Origin of the sequence: Halalkalibacter sp. AB-rgal2 (assembly GCF_041821005.1) — a bacterium.
In the GTDB taxonomy this organism is placed as follows: domain Bacteria; phylum Bacillota; class Bacilli; order Bacillales; family Bacillaceae_D; genus Halalkalibacter.
This window is the reverse complement of record NZ_JBGUAV010000008.1, coordinates 39,382-57,976: the sequence shown is the minus strand read 5'-3', so window position 1 is coordinate 57,976 and position 18,595 is coordinate 39,382. Positions and strand designations below refer to the sequence as shown.

Sequence of the window (18,595 nt, the reverse complement as noted above, 5' to 3'; positions counted from 1 at the left end):
CTAGTCCCTCCTCACGACTATTTGCCCATTTACTTCGTCTAGCTTAATGAAAATCGGACGCTCCAATGGCGTTTTATTAGGCGTATGTAGGGTTAACATTCGTTGCCCTTCAAAAGTCGAAAAGACCATTCCATGGCCACCATCATTACTAAGCAACGCCTCCTCCTCTTGCACCCACGGTCCTAACACTTGTCCAGTTGTTGACCTAGCAATCCCTTGTGCGTAAACATGATCAATGAAGCTCGACCATAGCATCATCAGTTCACCACTTTGAGAGTGAAACAAATACGGACCATCTGTTACATAATTATTTCTGTTCGGAAATCTACGATGTTTAAAAGCGGTTGTCCATGGTGCTTCAGATGCTTTAAATAACGTAATAGGTTTTCCAATCGTATGTTTCAAATTTGTTGATAACCTTTGAGCACATAACTCACCATCGGCAATTTGAACCCATTCATGACAAAAAACAATCCAAGGTTCTCCTGCACCATCAACATGTAATGTACCATCTAGACAGTGCCAATCCTCCGGTGTAACTGGACCTTCGCTATGGGGTAAGAACGGACCTGTTAACGAGTTAGAGCAAAGAATTCCTGTACCACGTATTCTGCTCCCCTTTCTTAGAAACGTCGCAAACATAAAATATTTTCCCTTATGCTCATGTACTTCAGGTGCCCAAAAATTCTCCTTAGAATAAAACGTATCACTGGGACGAAAAACAGGAAATGGTCCATCCCAATATTCTAAATCCTCACTTATATAGACATCAAATCCAATACCCTCTTCCCAAATATTAGGATCAGTACTACCAAACAAGTAGTATTTATTCGTTTCATTATCAACAAAAACAAACGGATCTCGTAGCTGAATCTCTTCTTTTTTGACCATACGATCCTCCTCTTAGTGATACTCTGATGGGCTTACGCCTGTCATCGACTTAAATACTTGACTGAAATAAGTAGGATTTTGATAGCCTACCATTTCACTCACTTCATAGACCATATACTTTTTTTGACGCAAGTAGTCCTTTGCTTTTTCAATTCGAAAATGATTAAGGTAGTTTACAAATGTTTCACCTGTCACCTTCTTAAATAACTGGGACAAATAATTCCGGTTCACATACAATGACTCTGCAATTTCAGCCAATGTAATCTCCTGATCATAATACTCATGCACATACCCCTTCACACCAACGATTAATTTATAGCTTTTACGTCCAGTTAATTCTTCCTTCACCTGCTGAATCCATTCTTCTATGTGCAGGTTCATCCATTCAGTCAACTGATGAATCGTACGATGAGCATACACTGTTCCAATTAATTTGGACAAATCCTTACTGTGCCATTGTTCACGAAGCTGTGCATCAAACATGAGTGCATTCAAAATCGTTACACATACATTTTGAACGATCAGCAATGGAATGCTTTGTTCACTTTTTATTTCTTCTGTAAACTTCATCCAAATAGAATAGACAAGCTCTGTATCTTTTTGTTGAATAGCACTTTGAATCGATGTGATCATCTCAAATGGATACGAATATACCGGAGAAGACCCATATGTTTCAACCTCAGACAGAGTGAACACTTTATTCACCTCTTGATACTCAGCAGCCTCTAACGCTCGCTGACTCTCAAGATAAGAGTCGATCATCTCGTGAATTCCTTGTTTCACACGACCAATTCCGATTATGACTGAAACCTTCAAATACAAAAGCAATGTACTCATCAATTCATTCGCAAGCTCCTCACATAACTTCTCAAGGCAGTCCTTATATTCATTCTCAAAAACTACGAGAACAAATGTTGAATCTGAATAGTCGACAACATGAAGGTCAACCTTATTCGTCCGCTTATCCGTTTCAATTAACTCTGTAATGATATTTTGAACACTGAATTTCATTAGCTGCCATTCACGCTCATGGGCTTTCGTTAAATAGGCTGGACGAATAACCGTTAACGTACTAACAATGACTTTTTGTAAAGGAGGTATATGTAAAAGTTTAAGTTTCTCTGTCGGGATCGCTCCCTTCTTATATCGCTTCGTTAACATGTCACGAATAAGAGCATCTTTTGTATAAATTAAATATTCCGTACGTTGATTCTCATAGCTTGCTAGTAGCTTTCTTTGCTTTTCTTCACTTTCTATTTTTTGTTTAATTTCAATTAAGACGTTCTCAATTTCTTGAATAGGGGCTGGCTTTAAGAAAAAGTGTTTAACACCATATTGAATCGCTTCACGTGCATTCTCAAAATGATCATAACCACTTTGGATAATGATTTGAATAGATGGAAATTGATCGTATAACTTTTTCGTTAATTCTAGTCCAGTCATGTTTGGCATATATATATCAGTAATGACGACATCAGGAGGATTATGTTCAATTTTGTGTAATGCCTCTAAGCCATCCTTAGCTGTTTCCACAATTTCAAAGCCAAGCTCTTGCCAGCGTACATGCTTAACTAAGCCATCACGAATTACTTTATCATCATCGATAATATATACCGTCTTCATGACTGACCTCCCTTATAACCATCAAGCCATTCTTGCTGCTTACATATCCATTGCTGTAACGCATGTTCCCCTTCAATAATCGGTAAGACGATTTGAACGCCTACCCCTCCCTCACATCGATTTCGAATTTGAATCCGATAAGGATCTCCACAATACATCCAAATCCGTTCTTCTACATTTTTAATTCCAATTCCAGTACATGTCTCAATGCTCCACTCATCTGCAAGTCCAATTCCCTTATCTGAAACAAATAACTCTAACATGGGTTGATGATCTTCTTCAATGATCCTTCCTTCTACCCCAATATGAATCGTTTCTTTATACGATGATGGATACCCGTGTCTTATACTATTTTCGATGAAAGGCTGTAAAATGATTTTCGGGACATATAAATCCTTCAATGACGCCTTTACTCTTTCATGATAATGAACCTGGCTTGTAAGCCTTGTCTGCTGTATTTGAATATAGCTTTTCACATGCTCTAATTCATCACGAAGCAGGATAAACTTATTACCACCACTCAATCCAATTCGTAGCATTCTGCTGAGCTGATTGACCATATCACTAATATCATCTGCACGATGGTCCATCGCCTTCCATCTGATCATATCTAGCGTGTTATATAAGAAATGAGGCATAATTTGACTTTGTAAGGCACGGATTTCCGCCTCTCTCCTATAACCGCTTTCAGCTTTCAACCGTTTAACAGATTCATTCAATTCCTTTGTCATTCTGTTGAAATTAGAAGCAAGAACATCATATTCTTCAATGTAATAAGGCCCAACCTTCTGATTGAAATCTCCTTTTTCAATACTTCTCATTCCTTTAATTAAATTTGAGATTGGTAGAGAAAACCGTTTTCCGATCCAGTAAACAATCGGTATGGAAATCAACAGGCCGAGTAAGCCCATAGCAAAGATCATAATACCCATTTGTCTCGTTTCTGTATATAAACCATCGACCGGAATTACTTGGGCTAACCTCCACTGATCATAATTAGGCTCTGATAACAACAATAGAAAGTAGTCATTATCATACCTAATTAACTCATGATGATTCGTTATTTGTTGATAGTCTTCTGTTAATGTTGAGAACGGTTCATCTTTCATAGATGAGACTACTCGATCAAGGACAGGAAACGCTTCTGATGTGTGAGTCTCCGCTACAATTCTGCTACCCGTATTTACAAGAATAAGAGGTTCACTCGTTTGATTTAGCAACTCTTTATCCGACATATATTCAAAAAACGCTTCGGCTGTTACATTCACTTTAATATAACCAACTGTCTCACCACGTTGATTCATCAGTCTATGCATATAACTAATGAACTCCTCATTCGAATAAATGGATTCATGCTTAGGAATCCACGCATAATCTGCTTTTGAAAAAAGAGAAGGGAACCACTTTTCATTCATCACATGATTAATCGGTTGAACCACTTCACTAGAAACAATTGGATAGTCCTCATAATGGTTTGTGTAAACTTCGATAGAATGAATAAAAGTCTTCATACTTGTGACACCATTCATAATGCTAATTAATTCTCGTTGATCACTTATCGCGTCATAAGCATTGTCTGGCTCATCAGAAAACATTTCAATAACGTTACGATTAATAGCAATGTATACACCTGCCTCACTGACACTTGAAATAAATCCAGCAAGCTTTTTAGCACTTTCATTCAACAATGTCAGTCTCGTTTCACTAATTTCCTCGGACGTAAAGTTAAAAAAGGAGCGATAAGAAGCCATGCTAAGTGCCGCGAGAAAAACTCCATTCACTAATACAAAACTTATTACCATTATCGTCGTTAATTTTTTGAACATTAGAGATGGCCATCCTTTTTTCTTTATTTAGCAAAGAAAACGCTTTCTTGCATTCTACCCTTTCAGACCTGTTGTCGCAATCCCTTCAACAATATACTTTTGAAAGATAAAGAAGACCGTAGAAATAGGTATTAAAGAAAGAACAGACATCGCAAACACTGCCCCCCAAGAGGATTGTCCTTGTGAATCTAAGAAAAGACGTAGGCCTAAGGGCACCGTAAATTGATCAATCGTATTTAAATAAAGAATTTGACTAAAGAAATCATCCCATGTCCAAATAAAGGTAAAGATCGCTGTTGTAATTAACACAGGCAACGCTAGTGGAATGATAATTCGAAAATAAATTTGAATGATACCACATCCATCCATCGTTGCACTTTCATCTAATTCACGAGGAATTCCTCGGAAGAACTGCACCATTAAAAAGATAAAGAAAGCATCCGTTGCTAATAGCTTTGGTACTGTTAATGGTAAGATTGTATTAATCCAATCAAGCTGATGAAAGATCGTATATTGCGGTACTAATGTAACGTGAGCCGGTAGCATAATGGTCATCAGCATACATGCAAACAACAGCTTCTTTAACGGGAATTTCAAACGAGCAAAGGCGTATGCTGCCATTGAACACGTAACAATATTCGCAATGACGCTAATTGAACTAATTAAGAAGGAATTTTTGAAAAAGGAGCCAAAGGTCACATCTCTTACAACATTCCAACCATTTAAATAATTATCGAGCGTTATTTCTGTCGGCCATAGCCCTGGTGATGAGAAAATTAAATACTCTGGCTTTAACGAGCTTGAAATCATCCATAAAACAGGATAGAGCATAAGAAGACCGAAGGAAATGATAAATATATGAACGACGATTCGCTTTCCACTAACTTTTCTCCTCATTTATGATTTCCCTCCATCCTCATAGTAGACCCAATATTTAGATGAGATAAAGATAAACGCAGTCAATGTTCCTAGTACCATAACTAGAATCCAAGCCATTGCTGAAGCGTATCCCATTTCAAAATGAGAAAACCCTTTTTGATATAAATACAGTGTGTAGAACAAAGTCGAGTTAATTGGCCCACCTGTCCCTTCACTAATAATGTAGGAGGAGGTGAATACTTGAATCGATTTAATGAGCTCAATGACTAAGTTAAAGAACAATACAGGAGTTAACAGTGGTAATGTAATCTTAAAAAACTTACTTATATTGTTCGCTCCATCAACCGATGCTGCTTCATAAAGCTCGGACGGAATTTGCTTCAAGCCCGCAAGAAAGATCACCATCGAGGCACCGAACTGCCACGTTGCTAAAATGATTAATGTTCCTAATGCAAAGTCCGGGTGAGCAACCCAACCCTTTCCCGTAATATTTAAAAAAGCAAGTACTTGATTCACTAAACCATCAATGCCAAAAATATTTTTCCATAATAAAGCTATCGCAACACTTCCTCCTAATAACGAAGGAATATAATAAACGGTTCGATAAATGCCAATCCCTTTCATACTACGATTCAACAAAATAGCTACTAACAAAGCAGCTATTAGCTGGGTTGGGACAGCAATAATCACAAACGTAGCTGTCACTTGCACAGAATCCCAAAAACGTTGATCTTGAAAGAGATTTTGATAATTGGCTAGACCAATCCATCGCGGTGGATTCATTAAGTCGAAGCGAGTAAATGACAAGTACAATGAACTAATCATCGGGCCTAATACTAATCCGAAAAAGCCAATTAGCCATGGTAATAAAAACATATATGCAATGAAGCTATGCTTTCGATCTCGTTTTTGTTTCGTTACTGCTTTTATTTGGATAATCGGATTTATCTTTTCCGTAGGGTTCTCCACAACGATCCCTCCTACTCTCTATTTTTTAAACGAATTCAAATTTCTTTATTACATGTTGAGAGTGGCTCCACTTCACTCTCATTATTAGATTGAACCTGAGCCACTCGATCATTCTATTATTCTTCCGAATACCGTTCAATATTAGCTATTAATTCATTGAAGTAATTTTCTGAAGCCTCTTCAACAGTCGATTGTTCAAAGTAGATTCGCTCAGCTGTCTCTTGAAAAAGTTGAGTATTCTCGTTGTAGCCAGGTAAATTCGGAATATATGGTGCATCCGATGTTGAGCTAACCCAGTCAATATAAGCAAATATTTCTTGATCTACGACATCCCCTGAATCTAAGAGAGAGTCACGAACTTCGGCATTGACCGGTGCTCCACGATCATTCCCGAGAATTTCAGTTGCCTCTAAATCATTGACAAAGAAACCTAAAAACTTAGCCACCTCTTCCGGGTGATCGGTCGTATTTGTACCTGCTAAAAATTGACTTGGCCTTAGCCCTACTCCATTCTGGCCTGATTCACTATTGTAAGGATTAATAAATAAGATCAACTCATCTTCAGTGGCACCTTGATAGGCCCCTAGCTGATTACTCGCAATCGCTTCCATTGCTACGGTACGTTGCACAATTAATGACTGTTCTGGTGTCTGAGTCGCTGTTACTTGAACCTCTGGAATTGCAGCACCTCCAGCTTCTCTTAACTCCTTCCAAAGTGAAAACCAATCCTTTACATCTTGTGATTCAAAACCAATCTCACCATCTAAATATGTCCATTTATCCCGTTGTGCTAAAAAGGTTCCAAACCCATCCTCTTCAAAGTCAGCCGTCCCATAAATACCATCCAACGCTGCTGATAACTCATTAGCAATCTCATGAAAATCTTCCCATGACCAATCTTCACTCGGAAGCGCTACACCAGCTTCATCGAATAACGTTTTATTTAACAGAACTCCTCTTGCATTCGTCCCCAATGTTACTCCATAAAACTGTCCATCAAATGTAGCAGCGTCAATCATACTTTGATCATGCTGACTTAAATCAAGCTCATTTCCAACATAATCATCTAGTGGAAGTACTGTACCACGAGCAACGAAGTCGTTTAAATTACCTCCATACTGAACAATATCAGGTGCATTTCCTGCTGCAAGCTGTGTTGAAAGCTTATCAAAATACCCATCAAACCCAGAATATTCGGGTACAATCGTGACATGCGGATTCTGTTCTTCATACAACTCAATGACCTTCAACGTACGATCATGTCTCTCTTGTCCGCCCCACCAAGTAATCCTTAGTTCAATTTCTTCCTCATCACCATTTGTTTGTACCTCTTCATTAGGTATTTCCTCTTCCCCTCCTGTTGACGGTGCATCAGCCTCTTCACTTTGTGAATTACAAGCTGCAATCAATAGTAAAAACAAACAGATTCCAAACACATACATGAGCTTCTTCATCATATTTCCCCCTTTCTTGTGATACTTCTATTCTATTTTGTAATCGCTTACATTAAAATGAAGAAAAGTTAGGTAAGTTATAAAAAAACTCATCTTTTTTCATCAATTCTTTTACTCTTGACGTTTTTCAACACAATTTTTATACAGATACTTCAATTCATAAAGCAATACAGGTCAAAAATCAAACGGTACATTATGGTACATTAATCATACAGGAGGTCATGATGAACCATTATACAATCAGTAAACAAATCATCGCATTCATCGAAAACAACTTACATGAGCGACTTTCTCTAGAGTCCATTGCTAAACATGCTGGCTTTTCTAAATATCATTTTCATCGTCTTTTTTATAAGGAAATCGGGCAATCTGTCATGGACTATGTACGATCTCGTCGACTTGCAAATGCAGCTCATCTTTTATTACAGTCTGACGAGAAAATTATTGATATCGCCTTTTATTTTCGCTTTGAATCACAGGAATCCTTTACTCGATCCTTTAAAAAAGCCTATCACCTGCCACCTGGACAATATCGAAAGCTCATGTCAAAATTAAAATTACAAAAAAAGGAGAATACCTCAATGGAGCCACAAAAAATAAAAGGTTGGTTTTTAAGTGGAAGTCACCCGTTTCACTTCAAAATCGATATAGACGAAGAAGTCTTTCATCAAGGTAGACGCTCAGCCACATTAAAATCAATTTCAACAGAGTCAGAGCACGAATTCGCGACCATTATGCAGCAAGTGAAAGCTGACCATTATCGAAATAAGCGATTGAAATTTTCTGGATTTTTAAAGGCAAAGGATATTGAAGGTTTCTGTGGTTTTTGGATGAGAGTAGACAGTACCTACGGAGACATATTGCAATTTGATAACATGGCAGATCGTCCCATTACAACGGACTGTGATTGGAATCATCATTCAATTGTATTAGAAGTTCCTCAAGATAGTGGGATCATTTCTTTTGGAGCTCTTCTATCTGGTAAAGGTCAATTATGGATGGATAGTCTATCGCTTAGTATTGTTGATAACCGAACCCCGACCACAAATATTGATTATACTTCACAAGTAAACCATGAACCGATTAACCTTTCATTTGAAGAGTAGGGAAGGAGCACAATGATGAGAAAAAAACAAGACAAAGATGTCCTTATCTCAACATGGTTAGGATGGTTACTTGACGCCCTCTTATATATTCCACGTTTCATGATTACGATGTTTAAGTCTATTTTTAAAACCTAGCTTGGCTCTTTCTACTTATATATTCAATTCAGGGTGGCCACTGAAAAAGTTTTCATAACATTTCAGTGGTCTCATACGTTACTCGTTTCCATCTATTCTTTTTTAGATAAAATCTATAGTTTAACCGTTTACATTGTGTTACACCCTCCTTATAATTAGGCACTGTATAAACTTCTTAATCGATAGGAGAGACGTGCAGTGACGAAAAAAGCACATCAAAATGAACCAATTGTAACTCATTTGTACACAGCAGACCCATCTGCCCATGTATTTGATGGTAAATTGTACATTTATCCTTCGCATGACCTCGATCATGATGGGCCAGATAATGATAATGGTGACCAATACCGCATGGAGGATTATCACGTTTTATCAATGAAATCGATTGACGGCCCTGTTGAAGATCACGGTGAAGCGCTTCATGTTCGTGATGTTCCATGGGCATCAAAGCAAATGTGGGCTCCTGATGCTGCTTACAAAAATGGAACATACTATTTTTACTTCCCAGCTCGAGATCATGATGGAGTTTTTCGAATTGGTGTCGCAACAAGCCAATCACCAACGGGACCATTTAAGCCTGAAGAGAATTACATTGAAGGAAGCTATAGTATCGATCCTGCTGTATTTGTTGATCAAGATAATCGAGCATACTGTTACTTCGGTGGTTTGTGGGGAGGCCAATTAGAAAAGTGGCAAACAGGAACCTTCCTTCCACATGTAGAAGAAGGCCCCGCAATAGATCAACCAGCAATTGGACCACGCGTTGCCGAATTAAGCGAGGACATGCTTTCATTTAAGACAGAACCTAAAGAAATTTCAATTGTCGATGAAGATGGAAAGCCTATTGTAGCAGGTGATGAGGACCGACGTTACTTCGAAGGCCCTTGGATTCATAAGTATAATGACTATTATTATTTATCCTATTCAACAGGAACGACTCATAAAATTGTTTACGCAATAAGCAAAAGTCCAGAGGGGCCTTTTGAGTTCAAAGGAACGATTTTAAATCCTGTCATTGGTTGGACGACTCATCATTCAATCGTCGAATTTAATAATAAGTGGTATTTATTCTATCATGACTGTTCGTTGTCTGATGGCGTCAATCATAAACGCTCTGTCAAATTTACTGAGCTCCATTACAACGAAGACGGAACCATTCAAACCATTGATCCGTATAAGCAATCATAAAAGTATGTATGAATGAGAACCTCGAATGAAAGGGTACGACTTTCATTCGAGGCTCCTACTTGTAAACTTCTTTTCCACCTTTTCTTTCACTTGAAAGTGGGCTCTCAGTATTTGTGCTAAATAGTCAAGGGGTGTCGTTTCAACTTGACCATATTCTCTTATCGTATAAAGATGAACAGCATTCGGTAATTCACGCTTCAATTGCTTCCGAATCTTATCCCCTGAATCATCCGCATCAACTAAAACATACACATCTTCATTCTCTATTGGTAAAATGAATTCCTCAAGCTTCTCGTTACTTAATGTACCATGTGTACAAATAATCGTAACCTTTTCATGTAACACCTTTTTCACTCGCTTACGATCATTGGTACCTTCTACAATTAAGACCTTCTCTACCATACGACTTCATTCCCTATGTCTGAAGTAATTTCTACATCTTTAGTATAAACGTTTCTTATGAATTGATAAACAAGGATGTTATATAAAGCTTCCTATGACTACTATTTAATGTAAGAAAGGGCGCCCAAAAGCTTGAGCCCCCTTGTAAACCTTTAACTTGTCACCATTCTACTTCCACACCAATTTCTTCAAAGACTTCTAATATAACTGGAAAAGCAGCCACTGATTTCGGAAAACCAGCATACGCGGCACAATGTAAAACAAGCTCTAAAATCTCTTTCGGTGTCACACCTACATGAATAGCAGTATGAACATGAAACCTTAATGCTTCTGGAATTCCTTGTGTCACAAGTGACGACAATGTGATGAGCGCTCGTTGTTTATGATCAAGCTCTGTTCGCGACCAAACCTCACCATACCCAAATGACATCATCATTTCCTCAAAAGCAGGATGAATACTTTGAAAGCGTTGAACTTGATCTATCCCTTGCTCGCCTCTAATCTGTCTTAATATATCCATCCCTTTTTCATAGCTTTCATCTCGTATACTCACACCACTCACTCCTTTAGCCCCTTCTCATCGTTGGCGGGATTTCATTTGTATCCACTATCACTTCAATCACATTCGGTTCACTAAACTCAGCCGTAATAACTTGATTTAAAGCAAATGTTAACTCTTCTTCTGTGCGACATTTGTATGCATTTGCCCCAAAAGAATGAGCAAATTGTTGGATATCAACCGGATGGTCAAGCATTGTCCCAACAGACCTCCCAACATGAGCCTTCATCCCTTTATCAACCATGTCCAACCCTTCATTATTTAAAATAATAAACAGTACATTTGAGCCAGCATTTACAGCTGTCGAAAGCTCCGTTCCATGCATCATAAAGCAGCCATCTCCAGTTAAACAAACAATGGGAACTTCAGGTGCAGCTAGCTTAGCACCGATCGAATAGCCAATCGCATGACCCATTGCTCCAAAAACATCATCAAAGAAGAACGTCCCATGTTTTTTAATTCCATAGTGCTTAATCGCATAAAATGAGTGGCTACCAGCATCACCGAACATAATCGTGTTTGCAGGTAAATAGTTGTCCAAAATCGTAAGGGCATGGGCTGACGACATAAACTCCTGCTCTCGTTCCTTTAATGCAAGAGCTTGCCCACTTTCTTCAGATGCTGCATCCTCATGGAAGAAATGTTCTTCCTTTGTTTGTACTGCGGACCTTTGCCACTCATCACTAAACGGAAAATCATGCAGCTCAAGCTTGCGATACCCCAAATGCTCTACACTCTCGACCCCTACAATCTCCTGCCTTTGTAACACTTCAATTCCTTTCTTTTGCAGTAATGTGGCCACATTCATTTTAAGATCTCCATAAATAAATAAAGTTGGCACTGTAATGGTTTTCCCAACAAACATTGGATCGTAATCAAATTGAATCACTTTTTCTGGAAAATGTTCTTCTGATAATCCAGCCACTGACATATCACTTAATTTGGTCCCCATAACAACCATCACATCAACGCCTTCCTCCAAATAGCTATGGGCTTGTTCATGACCACCTAATCCAAACGCACCTAATGACAAGGAATGCTGGCTGACAAAGGATCCTTTACCTCCTGGTGTAGTTATAACGGGAATATTCCAAGTTTCAGCAAATACTTGAACTTCTTCATATGCCTTACTTGAATGAACACCTTTACCTAAAAATAAGAGTGGCCGTTCGGCTTGTTCTAATAGATCTATCACCTCTTCTAAATTCGGTGATATCACATGCTGTTCCTTTGGAAGGTCTAGTTGAAATGATTCGATCTCAGCAAGCAGTACGTCGGCTGGAATCGATAAGTGAACAGGGCCTTTTATACCAATAAATGCTTTTTCTAATGCATGTCTTACATACGATTCAACTAAGTCTGAGCGTTCAATTCTTGCACTAAACTTAGTTACAGGCTTAAACATTTCTACAACATCTGTACCAAATGCTGTAGAATCTTGCCCTAAGGCCTTACCCGTATCACTCATAGAAGGATGCCCCGTAATAATGAGTAGCGGAATATGAGACGCCATAGCTTGTCCCGCTGCTGTAATTAAATTCGTTCCACCTGGACCAGACGTTCCAACTGCTACACCCAACTTCTCACTAAGTAATGAAAATCCAGTAGCTTCATACCCTGCTCCACATTCATGTCTGCTTGCGACAAATGATAAGCCCGCTTTATCAATCTCAACTGCTAGTGGAACGACTGCTTTCCCTGGAATACCAAAAACATGTGAGACTCCCCAACTCCTAAACTGCTCAGCTAAAATAGTGGCTACTTTTTTCATGAATAATCTCCTTTTTCTTTTTGAATTCCTCTACCAATTGTGGATATTGATCTGTGAATTCATAGGCAGGTAGTGGTTTCATAAAATAATAACCTTGTATGTTATAGCATTCCTGAGAGTGTAGATAATGAAGCTGTTCCTCATTTTCGACACCTTCAGCAACGACATTCACCCCTAATCCATGAGCCATAGCTATAATCGCGCTAACAATTTGTTCATCATTTTGATTATGAAGAACATTCATAACAAAGCACTTATCGATTTTAATACGATTGATCGCGAAGCACTTCAAGTTTTTTAACGAACTGTATCCAGTACCAAAATCATCAATACTAACAGCTACTCCTAAACCTCTCAATTGATCAATAACTTTACGAGCATATTTATAATCCATAGCCATCGATTCAGTAATTTCAAGCTCTAGAAATTGTGGATTTAATTGTGTTGATTGCAATACTTGTTGAACGACATCAACTAGGTTTTGCTTTAAAAATTGCTGTGTTGATAAATTCACACTCACTTTCATATAAGGAAGACCATTTTCTTGCCACATTTTATTTTGCCTGCAAGCTTCCATAATGACCCACTCGCCGATTGGAACAATCAATCCGATTTTCTCAGCTAATGGGATAAAAATATTCGGCAAAATCATTCCTAGTTCAGGGTGATTCCAACGTAATAACGCCTCAACACCTATCACTTCACCTGTTTGACTATTGATTTGCGCTTGATAGAACAATTCAAACTCATTTTGTTCAAGTGCCTTTCTTAAATGGTTTTCAAGTGAGAATTCATCACTTGCATCTTGATGCATATCATTTTTATAAAAAACATAACCATTCTTACCATGCGCCTTCGCTTGATACATAGCTAGATCGACCTGTACCATAAAATCTTCAATATCAATATTTTCTTTCGGGTATAAAGCTATTCCAATACTTGCTGTTGTGTGAAAATGAAAATGATTAATAATAAATGGTTGTTGAAACTCTTCTATAATACGACTAGCTACTTTTTTTGCTTCATCCTCACCTCCTATATTTTTAAGCAGGACGATAAATTCATCACCACTTATTCTCGCTAACATATCCTCTTGCCGTAAGCAACGCTTCACTCGTTCAGTTACAGAAATAAGTAATTTATCACCATTACTATGGCCAAATGTATCATTAATCGATTTGAATCGATCTAAATCAATTAAGAGAAGAGCAATTTCTTCATCTCGATTTTTTTCTTCGAGTGTCGTTCTAACCTCCGTATGAAAGTAACGACGATTCGGAAGGCCCGTTAATTCATCATGATAGGCTAAATAATTGTATTTCTCTTCCATCATGTAGCGTTCGGTTATATCACGAAGTTGGGCAAATGATCCTATCATCTTAGCATTTTTATGATCATATATCGGTTGAGCATCAAACAGGGCAACAATGTCCTCGCCTTTTTGATTTGTAAATTTCAACTCCACGTCTTTAAAGACATGTTCATCTTCAATTACTTTTTCAAAGTACAATCCGAGTATAGAGGAATCAAGAATATTCCGTCCAATTATATCATCGCGATTATTTCCCGATATCGTTTCAGCAAACTGATTAAATTCAGTTACTGTCCCATCTTCATTCGTAATGATAATGGCGTTTCTCGTTCTTCTTAACATAATTTGATTTAAAATATTGAGCTTTCGATTTTGCTTTCGTAGAAGTAATTCTCTTTCAATGGAGTCGACAACATTGGATAGCATATTCAAGAACAGTGGATTTTGTTGCTCTGTCGTTGTCATTATGGAGAGGCTTCCTAAAAGATTATCAATGTCCGTATAATGAAACGAAACACCATAGCATGCTGTATCATGTAAAAAGCGATAATAGTGATCATCACCAATTAATTGAATTGGATGTCGATGCTTTAAAGCTAAACTAATGACATTTGTACCCATTTCTTCCTCAGTAAATTGGGCTCCCAAACAAATACCAAGCTTTGTGACCATTTCTTTAATCGACTCGTCCCCAACAATATCTAAGATGAATCCATCCTTGTCTGACATAACAAGCAATATAGGTGTCCCTTCAAGTGCCTTTAACAATTTATATGAAAAGAAACTTACAACTTCTAGTATTTCATTGTATTCTTCTCTCTTTTCCATTAATTCTTCACTTGTCATGACAATATTTGGTTGCTTCACATCATTTGGATTCATCCCTGCTTGCTGACAGTAATGCTTTGAGATACGAATGTATGGGGGATCCTTGTGTACACTCATTACCTTTCATTCCCTTCAGTTAGGACTAGCTTAAATACTGCAAGAAAGCTTTATCAGTCTAGTAAAGTATGAGATAGATGTTTATTCTTTCTATTTACATATCATTATACATATAAATACCTTTAAATCCCATAAATTTAATAAACATCCATCTATTTAACTAGTTTTTTTTCTGTCATAAGCAAAAAGACTTATTCATTTACTAGGTACGTTATATCGCTACAAAAGCTACCTTCTTTGATGCCCCGTTATCATGCTAAAAGAAGGTGCCTTTACAAGGTTCCAACAAACCTCTTAAGGCACCAACTAAGCACGACCCTATTACGTTCATTTCATAATCACTGTTATCTCACAAATCGCTTACATGCAAATAATAAACTAAAGCCCGCTTTCAGGACTATTAACCCAATAATCAAACATTAAATAGATTAGTTACGGTTTGAGGATGTGACTGATCATCATGCTAATGCTTCTGCCAGCTCCTATACGAAGTCCTCATCCTTGCTTTCAAGCCTTGATTTATCTAAATCAGGTCCTTCCTCTTCCATATACTCTATATCACCATAGAAATTAGGAATCGGGACATATCCCCAATCGATATCTGATGCAAAGTAGAAGCTTGGATAAGAAGGTTGATTGTAACTTGAATTTTGCCAAGCAATTCCCGTACGGTATTGACTATCATGCATTAACGTATAAAGCTTCCGGTCAGTTACTTCAGTATTCATATAAATCCGAATAGCAGTACTATCCGCCGTCCGTACGAGCAACTCTTCACGCCAATCTCCAAAGACATCAGCAACTAAGGAAGGAGTGCCTTTTGTACCGTTATTCGTCAATGTCCCATCAGCTATCAGCATACGTCCAACTTCCCAGTCATCAATGGTAGGAGTATGATTTCCAGAGCCATTGACAATTTGCGTAGACATATCTCCAGCCCATTTAATATTCATATTCGTCCCTGGACGGCTCGTACTTAAGACACGTCCATCAGCTGTTCGAAGATCAACAGACCATGTTTCAAGTCCCCTCTCACCGCGAACAACATCACCTATCATGCCACGACCCGTGTCATCTCCAGTGTGCTCACCATAAAGGACCTCTCCGTCTTCGGCACTTCTAAGCGCATAGCCATAAGGAGCCCAAGGACCTCCTTCAAACACTGAATAGATTTCCAATCCCGGCCGATCAGGGATTACATCTGCGACATGTAGAGCATCGCCATGTCCCAAAATGACATAATCACCGGGAGCGCCACTTTCTTCTGGCAAGTCATCCATTGAACTGTATAACAATGATCCGTCATGGTCTAAAGTTGCACCACCGTGAATGATTTCATGCTTACCATCACCATCAACATCCGCCACACTAATGGCATGATTACCTTGACCAGCTAATCTCGCAAAAGGATCATTTGCACCTGGCCCACCATGTGGCGCACTTTTAAATGGGTTCTCCATTGCGACATGACCACTATCTGCAATCCATAATTTTTCTAAATGGTGGCCATTCCAGTTATATGCCGCAAACACAGCACGAGTATAATAACCTCGATTAAAGAAAGCCGATGGTCGTTCTCCATCTAAGTAAGCAACCCCAGCATTAAATCGATCAACACGATTGCCAGGTTCAATGTGCGGATAAGCATAATCACCCCATAATAAACCATCATCGCCACGTCCAGGTTCATAACGAATCGTTTCTAACTCAGCACCTGTATCACCAGCAAACACGGACAAATACTCAGGGCCTGTTACAACAAACCCTTCAAAATTCCGTAAATCATTACGCTCACTTCGACTCGGCGCATAAACATCCATAAAGTAGTCTGTTAATGCTTCCGCATCCTCACGCGATAGTGGATATTCATATTGAATGTCTATCCCAAAACTTTCTTCTAAAGTAGCTGGCCAATTTCCAGCTATAACTTCGTCATGGTCATGCCAACCTAAGAACATTTCAACAACATGTTCATAATAATCTTCAGAACTAAAACGGTAATCATCCTCATGACTATATCCAGCATCTATATCACCTTGTGGTATCGAAATGTATTCTTCAGAGACCACGTTACCGCCCTCATCATAGTGAATAACTTTCGTTCCTGGGGCTGTCTTGAACATTAGTTCTGCTTTTCCGTTCCCATCAAAGTCATACACGAGAAATTGAGTGTAATGAGCACCTGAACGAATATTAACACCTAGATCAATTCTGTACAAAAGCGTTCCATCGAGCTTGTACGTATCAATATACGTATTGCCTGTGTAGCCAACTTGAGACACATCCTTGGAATTAGAAGGGTCCCATTTAACAATATACTCATACTGACCGTCACCATCTACGTCACCAACACTCATATCGTTCGCTGAATACGTATACGTCTCCCCATCAGGTGTCACACCGTCCTCTGGCTTTTGCAATGGTATATCATAATAAGAGTGTTCCCAAGGTGTGACCACTTCACTTACATCACCAATTTCTTCTCCATCAACAACAGCGCTCACATAATATTGTGAAGAATCCGTTCCTTCTTTATCTAAATAATTTGTACTATTTGTAACAGTAGCCATCCTTTCACCGTCACGATACACATGAAAATTAGTACCTCTCAAGCCAAAGTCAGAATAACCTGTCACTTCATCCGCTAGCAGGCGCCAGCTTAGAAACACTCCTTCTGAGGTTGAGGCTGCTACTAAACCACGATCTAAATCTTCTAATTGAACTGAAAATTGCTTTTTTATTTCTGATCGTACCGTATGAGAAGTAGCGACTTCTTCTTCGCCAACAACAGCAGCTACTTTAAAGTAATGTGGCACATGTGTGGAACGTTCAAATAGATAAGATGTGCTCATTACCGTATCGACACGTTGATACTGCATGTTTTCAGTATCTTTATTTGCCCAATAAATAGCATATTCATCAGCTTTATGATAAGCAGACCACTTCAAAGTGACCGAATGATCCGTTATATGAGTCACTTCTAAATCATTCACACCTTCATTACTTTCAGCTGAAGTACTTGATCCTACACTAGAAAACATTGAAAATAACATAAAAATGGCAAGACTCCTTTTCTATCATACTCCTTCTTTTTCATTACACGTTTGGCTCAGTATGGATTCTAAAACGCAATATGAACTGTGCCTCCTTTAAAACGCTTACAATTTATTAATGTGTAATCTAAGAAGTGTGTACATTATACAAAGATGTGAAGTGAAACGATATACTAAAAATGTTCAAAAACTATTAATAAACAACAAAAACATTACAGGTCAAACAAGTCTTATTTTAATCAAAATTATCCTAGTTTATTACACCTATATCGATTGAGTAATAGTAGTTCATCTAGACTATTTAAATACAGCTTCGAGAAGTAAAAGCGTTTCTAACTTCATATTTATTTATTCCACTATACACGAATCACTCACTTTGTTCATTTCTTAAGTTTACAGTTATAAGATGTACAATTCCAGGGATTGAACTTGGCTTACTGGAACCACTCCACCCTCTTTTCACTAATTCCTTACCAACAAAA

At 38.2% G+C, this 18,595-nt stretch carries 13 protein-coding genes; 2 read left to right on the top strand and 11 right to left on the bottom strand.

Translation table 11 applies throughout. From position 1 onward, the window contains the following. From ACERJO_RS08655 to ACERJO_RS08630, 6 genes are all read right to left on the bottom strand, one after another. Complete coding sequence (locus ACERJO_RS08655; RefSeq protein WP_373647234.1) at positions 1–891, bottom strand: glycoside hydrolase family 43 protein; 891 nt, start codon at positions 889–891, stop codon at positions 1–3. A gap of 12 nt (positions 892–903) precedes the next feature. Further along, entirely contained in the window at positions 904–2,514 is a 1,611-nt protein-coding gene (locus tag ACERJO_RS08650) for a response regulator (RefSeq protein ID WP_373647233.1), read from the bottom strand. After that, positions 2,511–4,340 carry a cache domain-containing sensor histidine kinase gene (locus ACERJO_RS08645; protein WP_247104376.1) on the bottom strand — a complete coding sequence of 610 codons (1,830 nt, stop codon included), beginning with the start codon at positions 4,338–4,340 and terminating at the stop codon, positions 2,511–2,513. The genes ACERJO_RS08650 and ACERJO_RS08645 overlap by 4 nt, the downstream gene beginning before the upstream one ends. 54 nt (positions 4,341–4,394) lie before the next feature. Further along, positions 4,395–5,237 carry a carbohydrate ABC transporter permease gene (locus tag ACERJO_RS08640; protein WP_373647232.1) on the bottom strand — a complete coding sequence of 281 codons (843 nt, stop codon included), beginning with the start codon at positions 5,235–5,237 and terminating at the stop codon, positions 4,395–4,397. After that, positions 5,238–6,095 carry a carbohydrate ABC transporter permease gene (locus ACERJO_RS08635; RefSeq protein ID WP_247104509.1) on the bottom strand — a complete coding sequence of 286 codons (858 nt, stop codon included), beginning with the start codon at positions 6,093–6,095 and terminating at the stop codon, positions 5,238–5,240. A gap of 209 nt (positions 6,096–6,304) precedes the next feature. After that, positions 6,305–7,642 (bottom strand): ABC transporter substrate-binding protein, encoded by a 1,338-nt coding sequence (locus ACERJO_RS08630; protein ID WP_247104378.1) that lies wholly within the window; start codon positions 7,640–7,642, stop codon positions 6,305–6,307. A gap of 224 nt (positions 7,643–7,866) precedes the next feature. Between ACERJO_RS08630 and ACERJO_RS08625 the strand changes: the two genes are divergently transcribed. Both ACERJO_RS08625 and ACERJO_RS08620 read left to right on the top strand, forming a co-directional pair. Then, on the top strand, positions 7,867–8,748 hold the full coding sequence (locus ACERJO_RS08625; protein ID WP_373647231.1) for a helix-turn-helix transcriptional regulator: 882 nt from the start codon (positions 7,867–7,869) through the stop codon (positions 8,746–8,748). 333 nt (positions 8,749–9,081) lie between these two features. Continuing rightward, a complete protein-coding gene (locus ACERJO_RS08620) occupies positions 9,082–10,071 on the top strand; it encodes a glycoside hydrolase family 43 protein (protein ID WP_373647230.1) in 990 nt (329 codons plus the stop codon). Between the two features lie 42 nt (positions 10,072–10,113). Here ACERJO_RS08620 and ACERJO_RS08615 read toward each other — a convergent pair whose 3' ends face one another. The 5 genes from ACERJO_RS08615 to ACERJO_RS08595 form a co-directional block, all read right to left on the bottom strand. Further along, positions 10,114–10,473, bottom strand: coding sequence for a toprim domain-containing protein (locus tag ACERJO_RS08615; RefSeq protein WP_247104381.1), 360 nt, complete (start codon positions 10,471–10,473; stop codon positions 10,114–10,116). Positions 10,474–10,633: 160 nt separating this feature from the next. Beyond that, on the bottom strand, positions 10,634–11,026 hold the full coding sequence (locus ACERJO_RS08610; RefSeq protein ID WP_373647229.1) for a carboxymuconolactone decarboxylase family protein: 393 nt from the start codon (positions 11,024–11,026) through the stop codon (positions 10,634–10,636). A gap of 13 nt (positions 11,027–11,039) precedes the next feature. Beyond that, on the bottom strand, positions 11,040–12,803 hold the full coding sequence (locus ACERJO_RS08605; RefSeq protein ID WP_373647228.1) for a thiamine pyrophosphate-binding protein: 1,764 nt from the start codon (positions 12,801–12,803) through the stop codon (positions 11,040–11,042). Beyond that, on the bottom strand, positions 12,775–15,060 hold the full coding sequence (locus tag ACERJO_RS08600) for a putative bifunctional diguanylate cyclase/phosphodiesterase (RefSeq protein ID WP_247104384.1): 2,286 nt from the start codon (positions 15,058–15,060) through the stop codon (positions 12,775–12,777). The genes ACERJO_RS08605 and ACERJO_RS08600 overlap by 29 nt, the downstream gene beginning before the upstream one ends. Before the next feature lie 482 nt (positions 15,061–15,542). Then, the gene (locus ACERJO_RS08595) at positions 15,543–18,113 is read right to left on the bottom strand and encodes a rhamnogalacturonan lyase family protein (RefSeq protein ID WP_373647227.1); all 2,571 of its coding nucleotides are present in this window, start codon (positions 18,111–18,113) and stop codon (positions 15,543–15,545) included. Between the last annotated feature and the right edge of the window lie 482 nt (positions 18,114–18,595).

Coding starts and splice junctions, on each gene's coding strand:
- ACERJO_RS08635 (WP_247104509.1), bottom strand. CDS start 6,095: ATGTTTTTATTACCATGGCTAATTGGCTTTTTCGGATTAGTATTAGGC.
- ACERJO_RS08645 (WP_247104376.1), bottom strand. CDS start 4,340: ATGTTCAAAAAATTAACGACGATAATGGTAATAAGTTTTGTATTAGTG.
- ACERJO_RS08595 (WP_373647227.1), bottom strand. CDS start 18,113: ATGTTATTTTCAATGTTTTCTAGTGTAGGATCAAGTACTTCAGCTGAA.
- ACERJO_RS08655 (WP_373647234.1), bottom strand. CDS start 891: ATGGTCAAAAAAGAAGAGATTCAGCTACGAGATCCGTTTGTTTTTGTT.
- ACERJO_RS08605 (WP_373647228.1), bottom strand. CDS start 12,803: ATGAAAAAAGTAGCCACTATTTTAGCTGAGCAGTTTAGGAGTTGGGGA.
- ACERJO_RS08600 (WP_247104384.1), bottom strand. CDS start 15,060: ATGAGTGTACACAAGGATCCCCCATACATTCGTATCTCAAAGCATTAC.
- ACERJO_RS08625 (WP_373647231.1), top strand. CDS start 7,867: ATGAACCATTATACAATCAGTAAACAAATCATCGCATTCATCGAAAAC.
- ACERJO_RS08640 (WP_373647232.1), bottom strand. CDS start 5,237: ATGAGGAGAAAAGTTAGTGGAAAGCGAATCGTCGTTCATATATTTATC.
- ACERJO_RS08650 (WP_373647233.1), bottom strand. CDS start 2,514: ATGAAGACGGTATATATTATCGATGATGATAAAGTAATTCGTGATGGC.
- ACERJO_RS08615 (WP_247104381.1), bottom strand. CDS start 10,473: ATGGTAGAGAAGGTCTTAATTGTAGAAGGTACCAATGATCGTAAGCGA.
- ACERJO_RS08630 (WP_247104378.1), bottom strand. CDS start 7,642: ATGAAGAAGCTCATGTATGTGTTTGGAATCTGTTTGTTTTTACTATTG.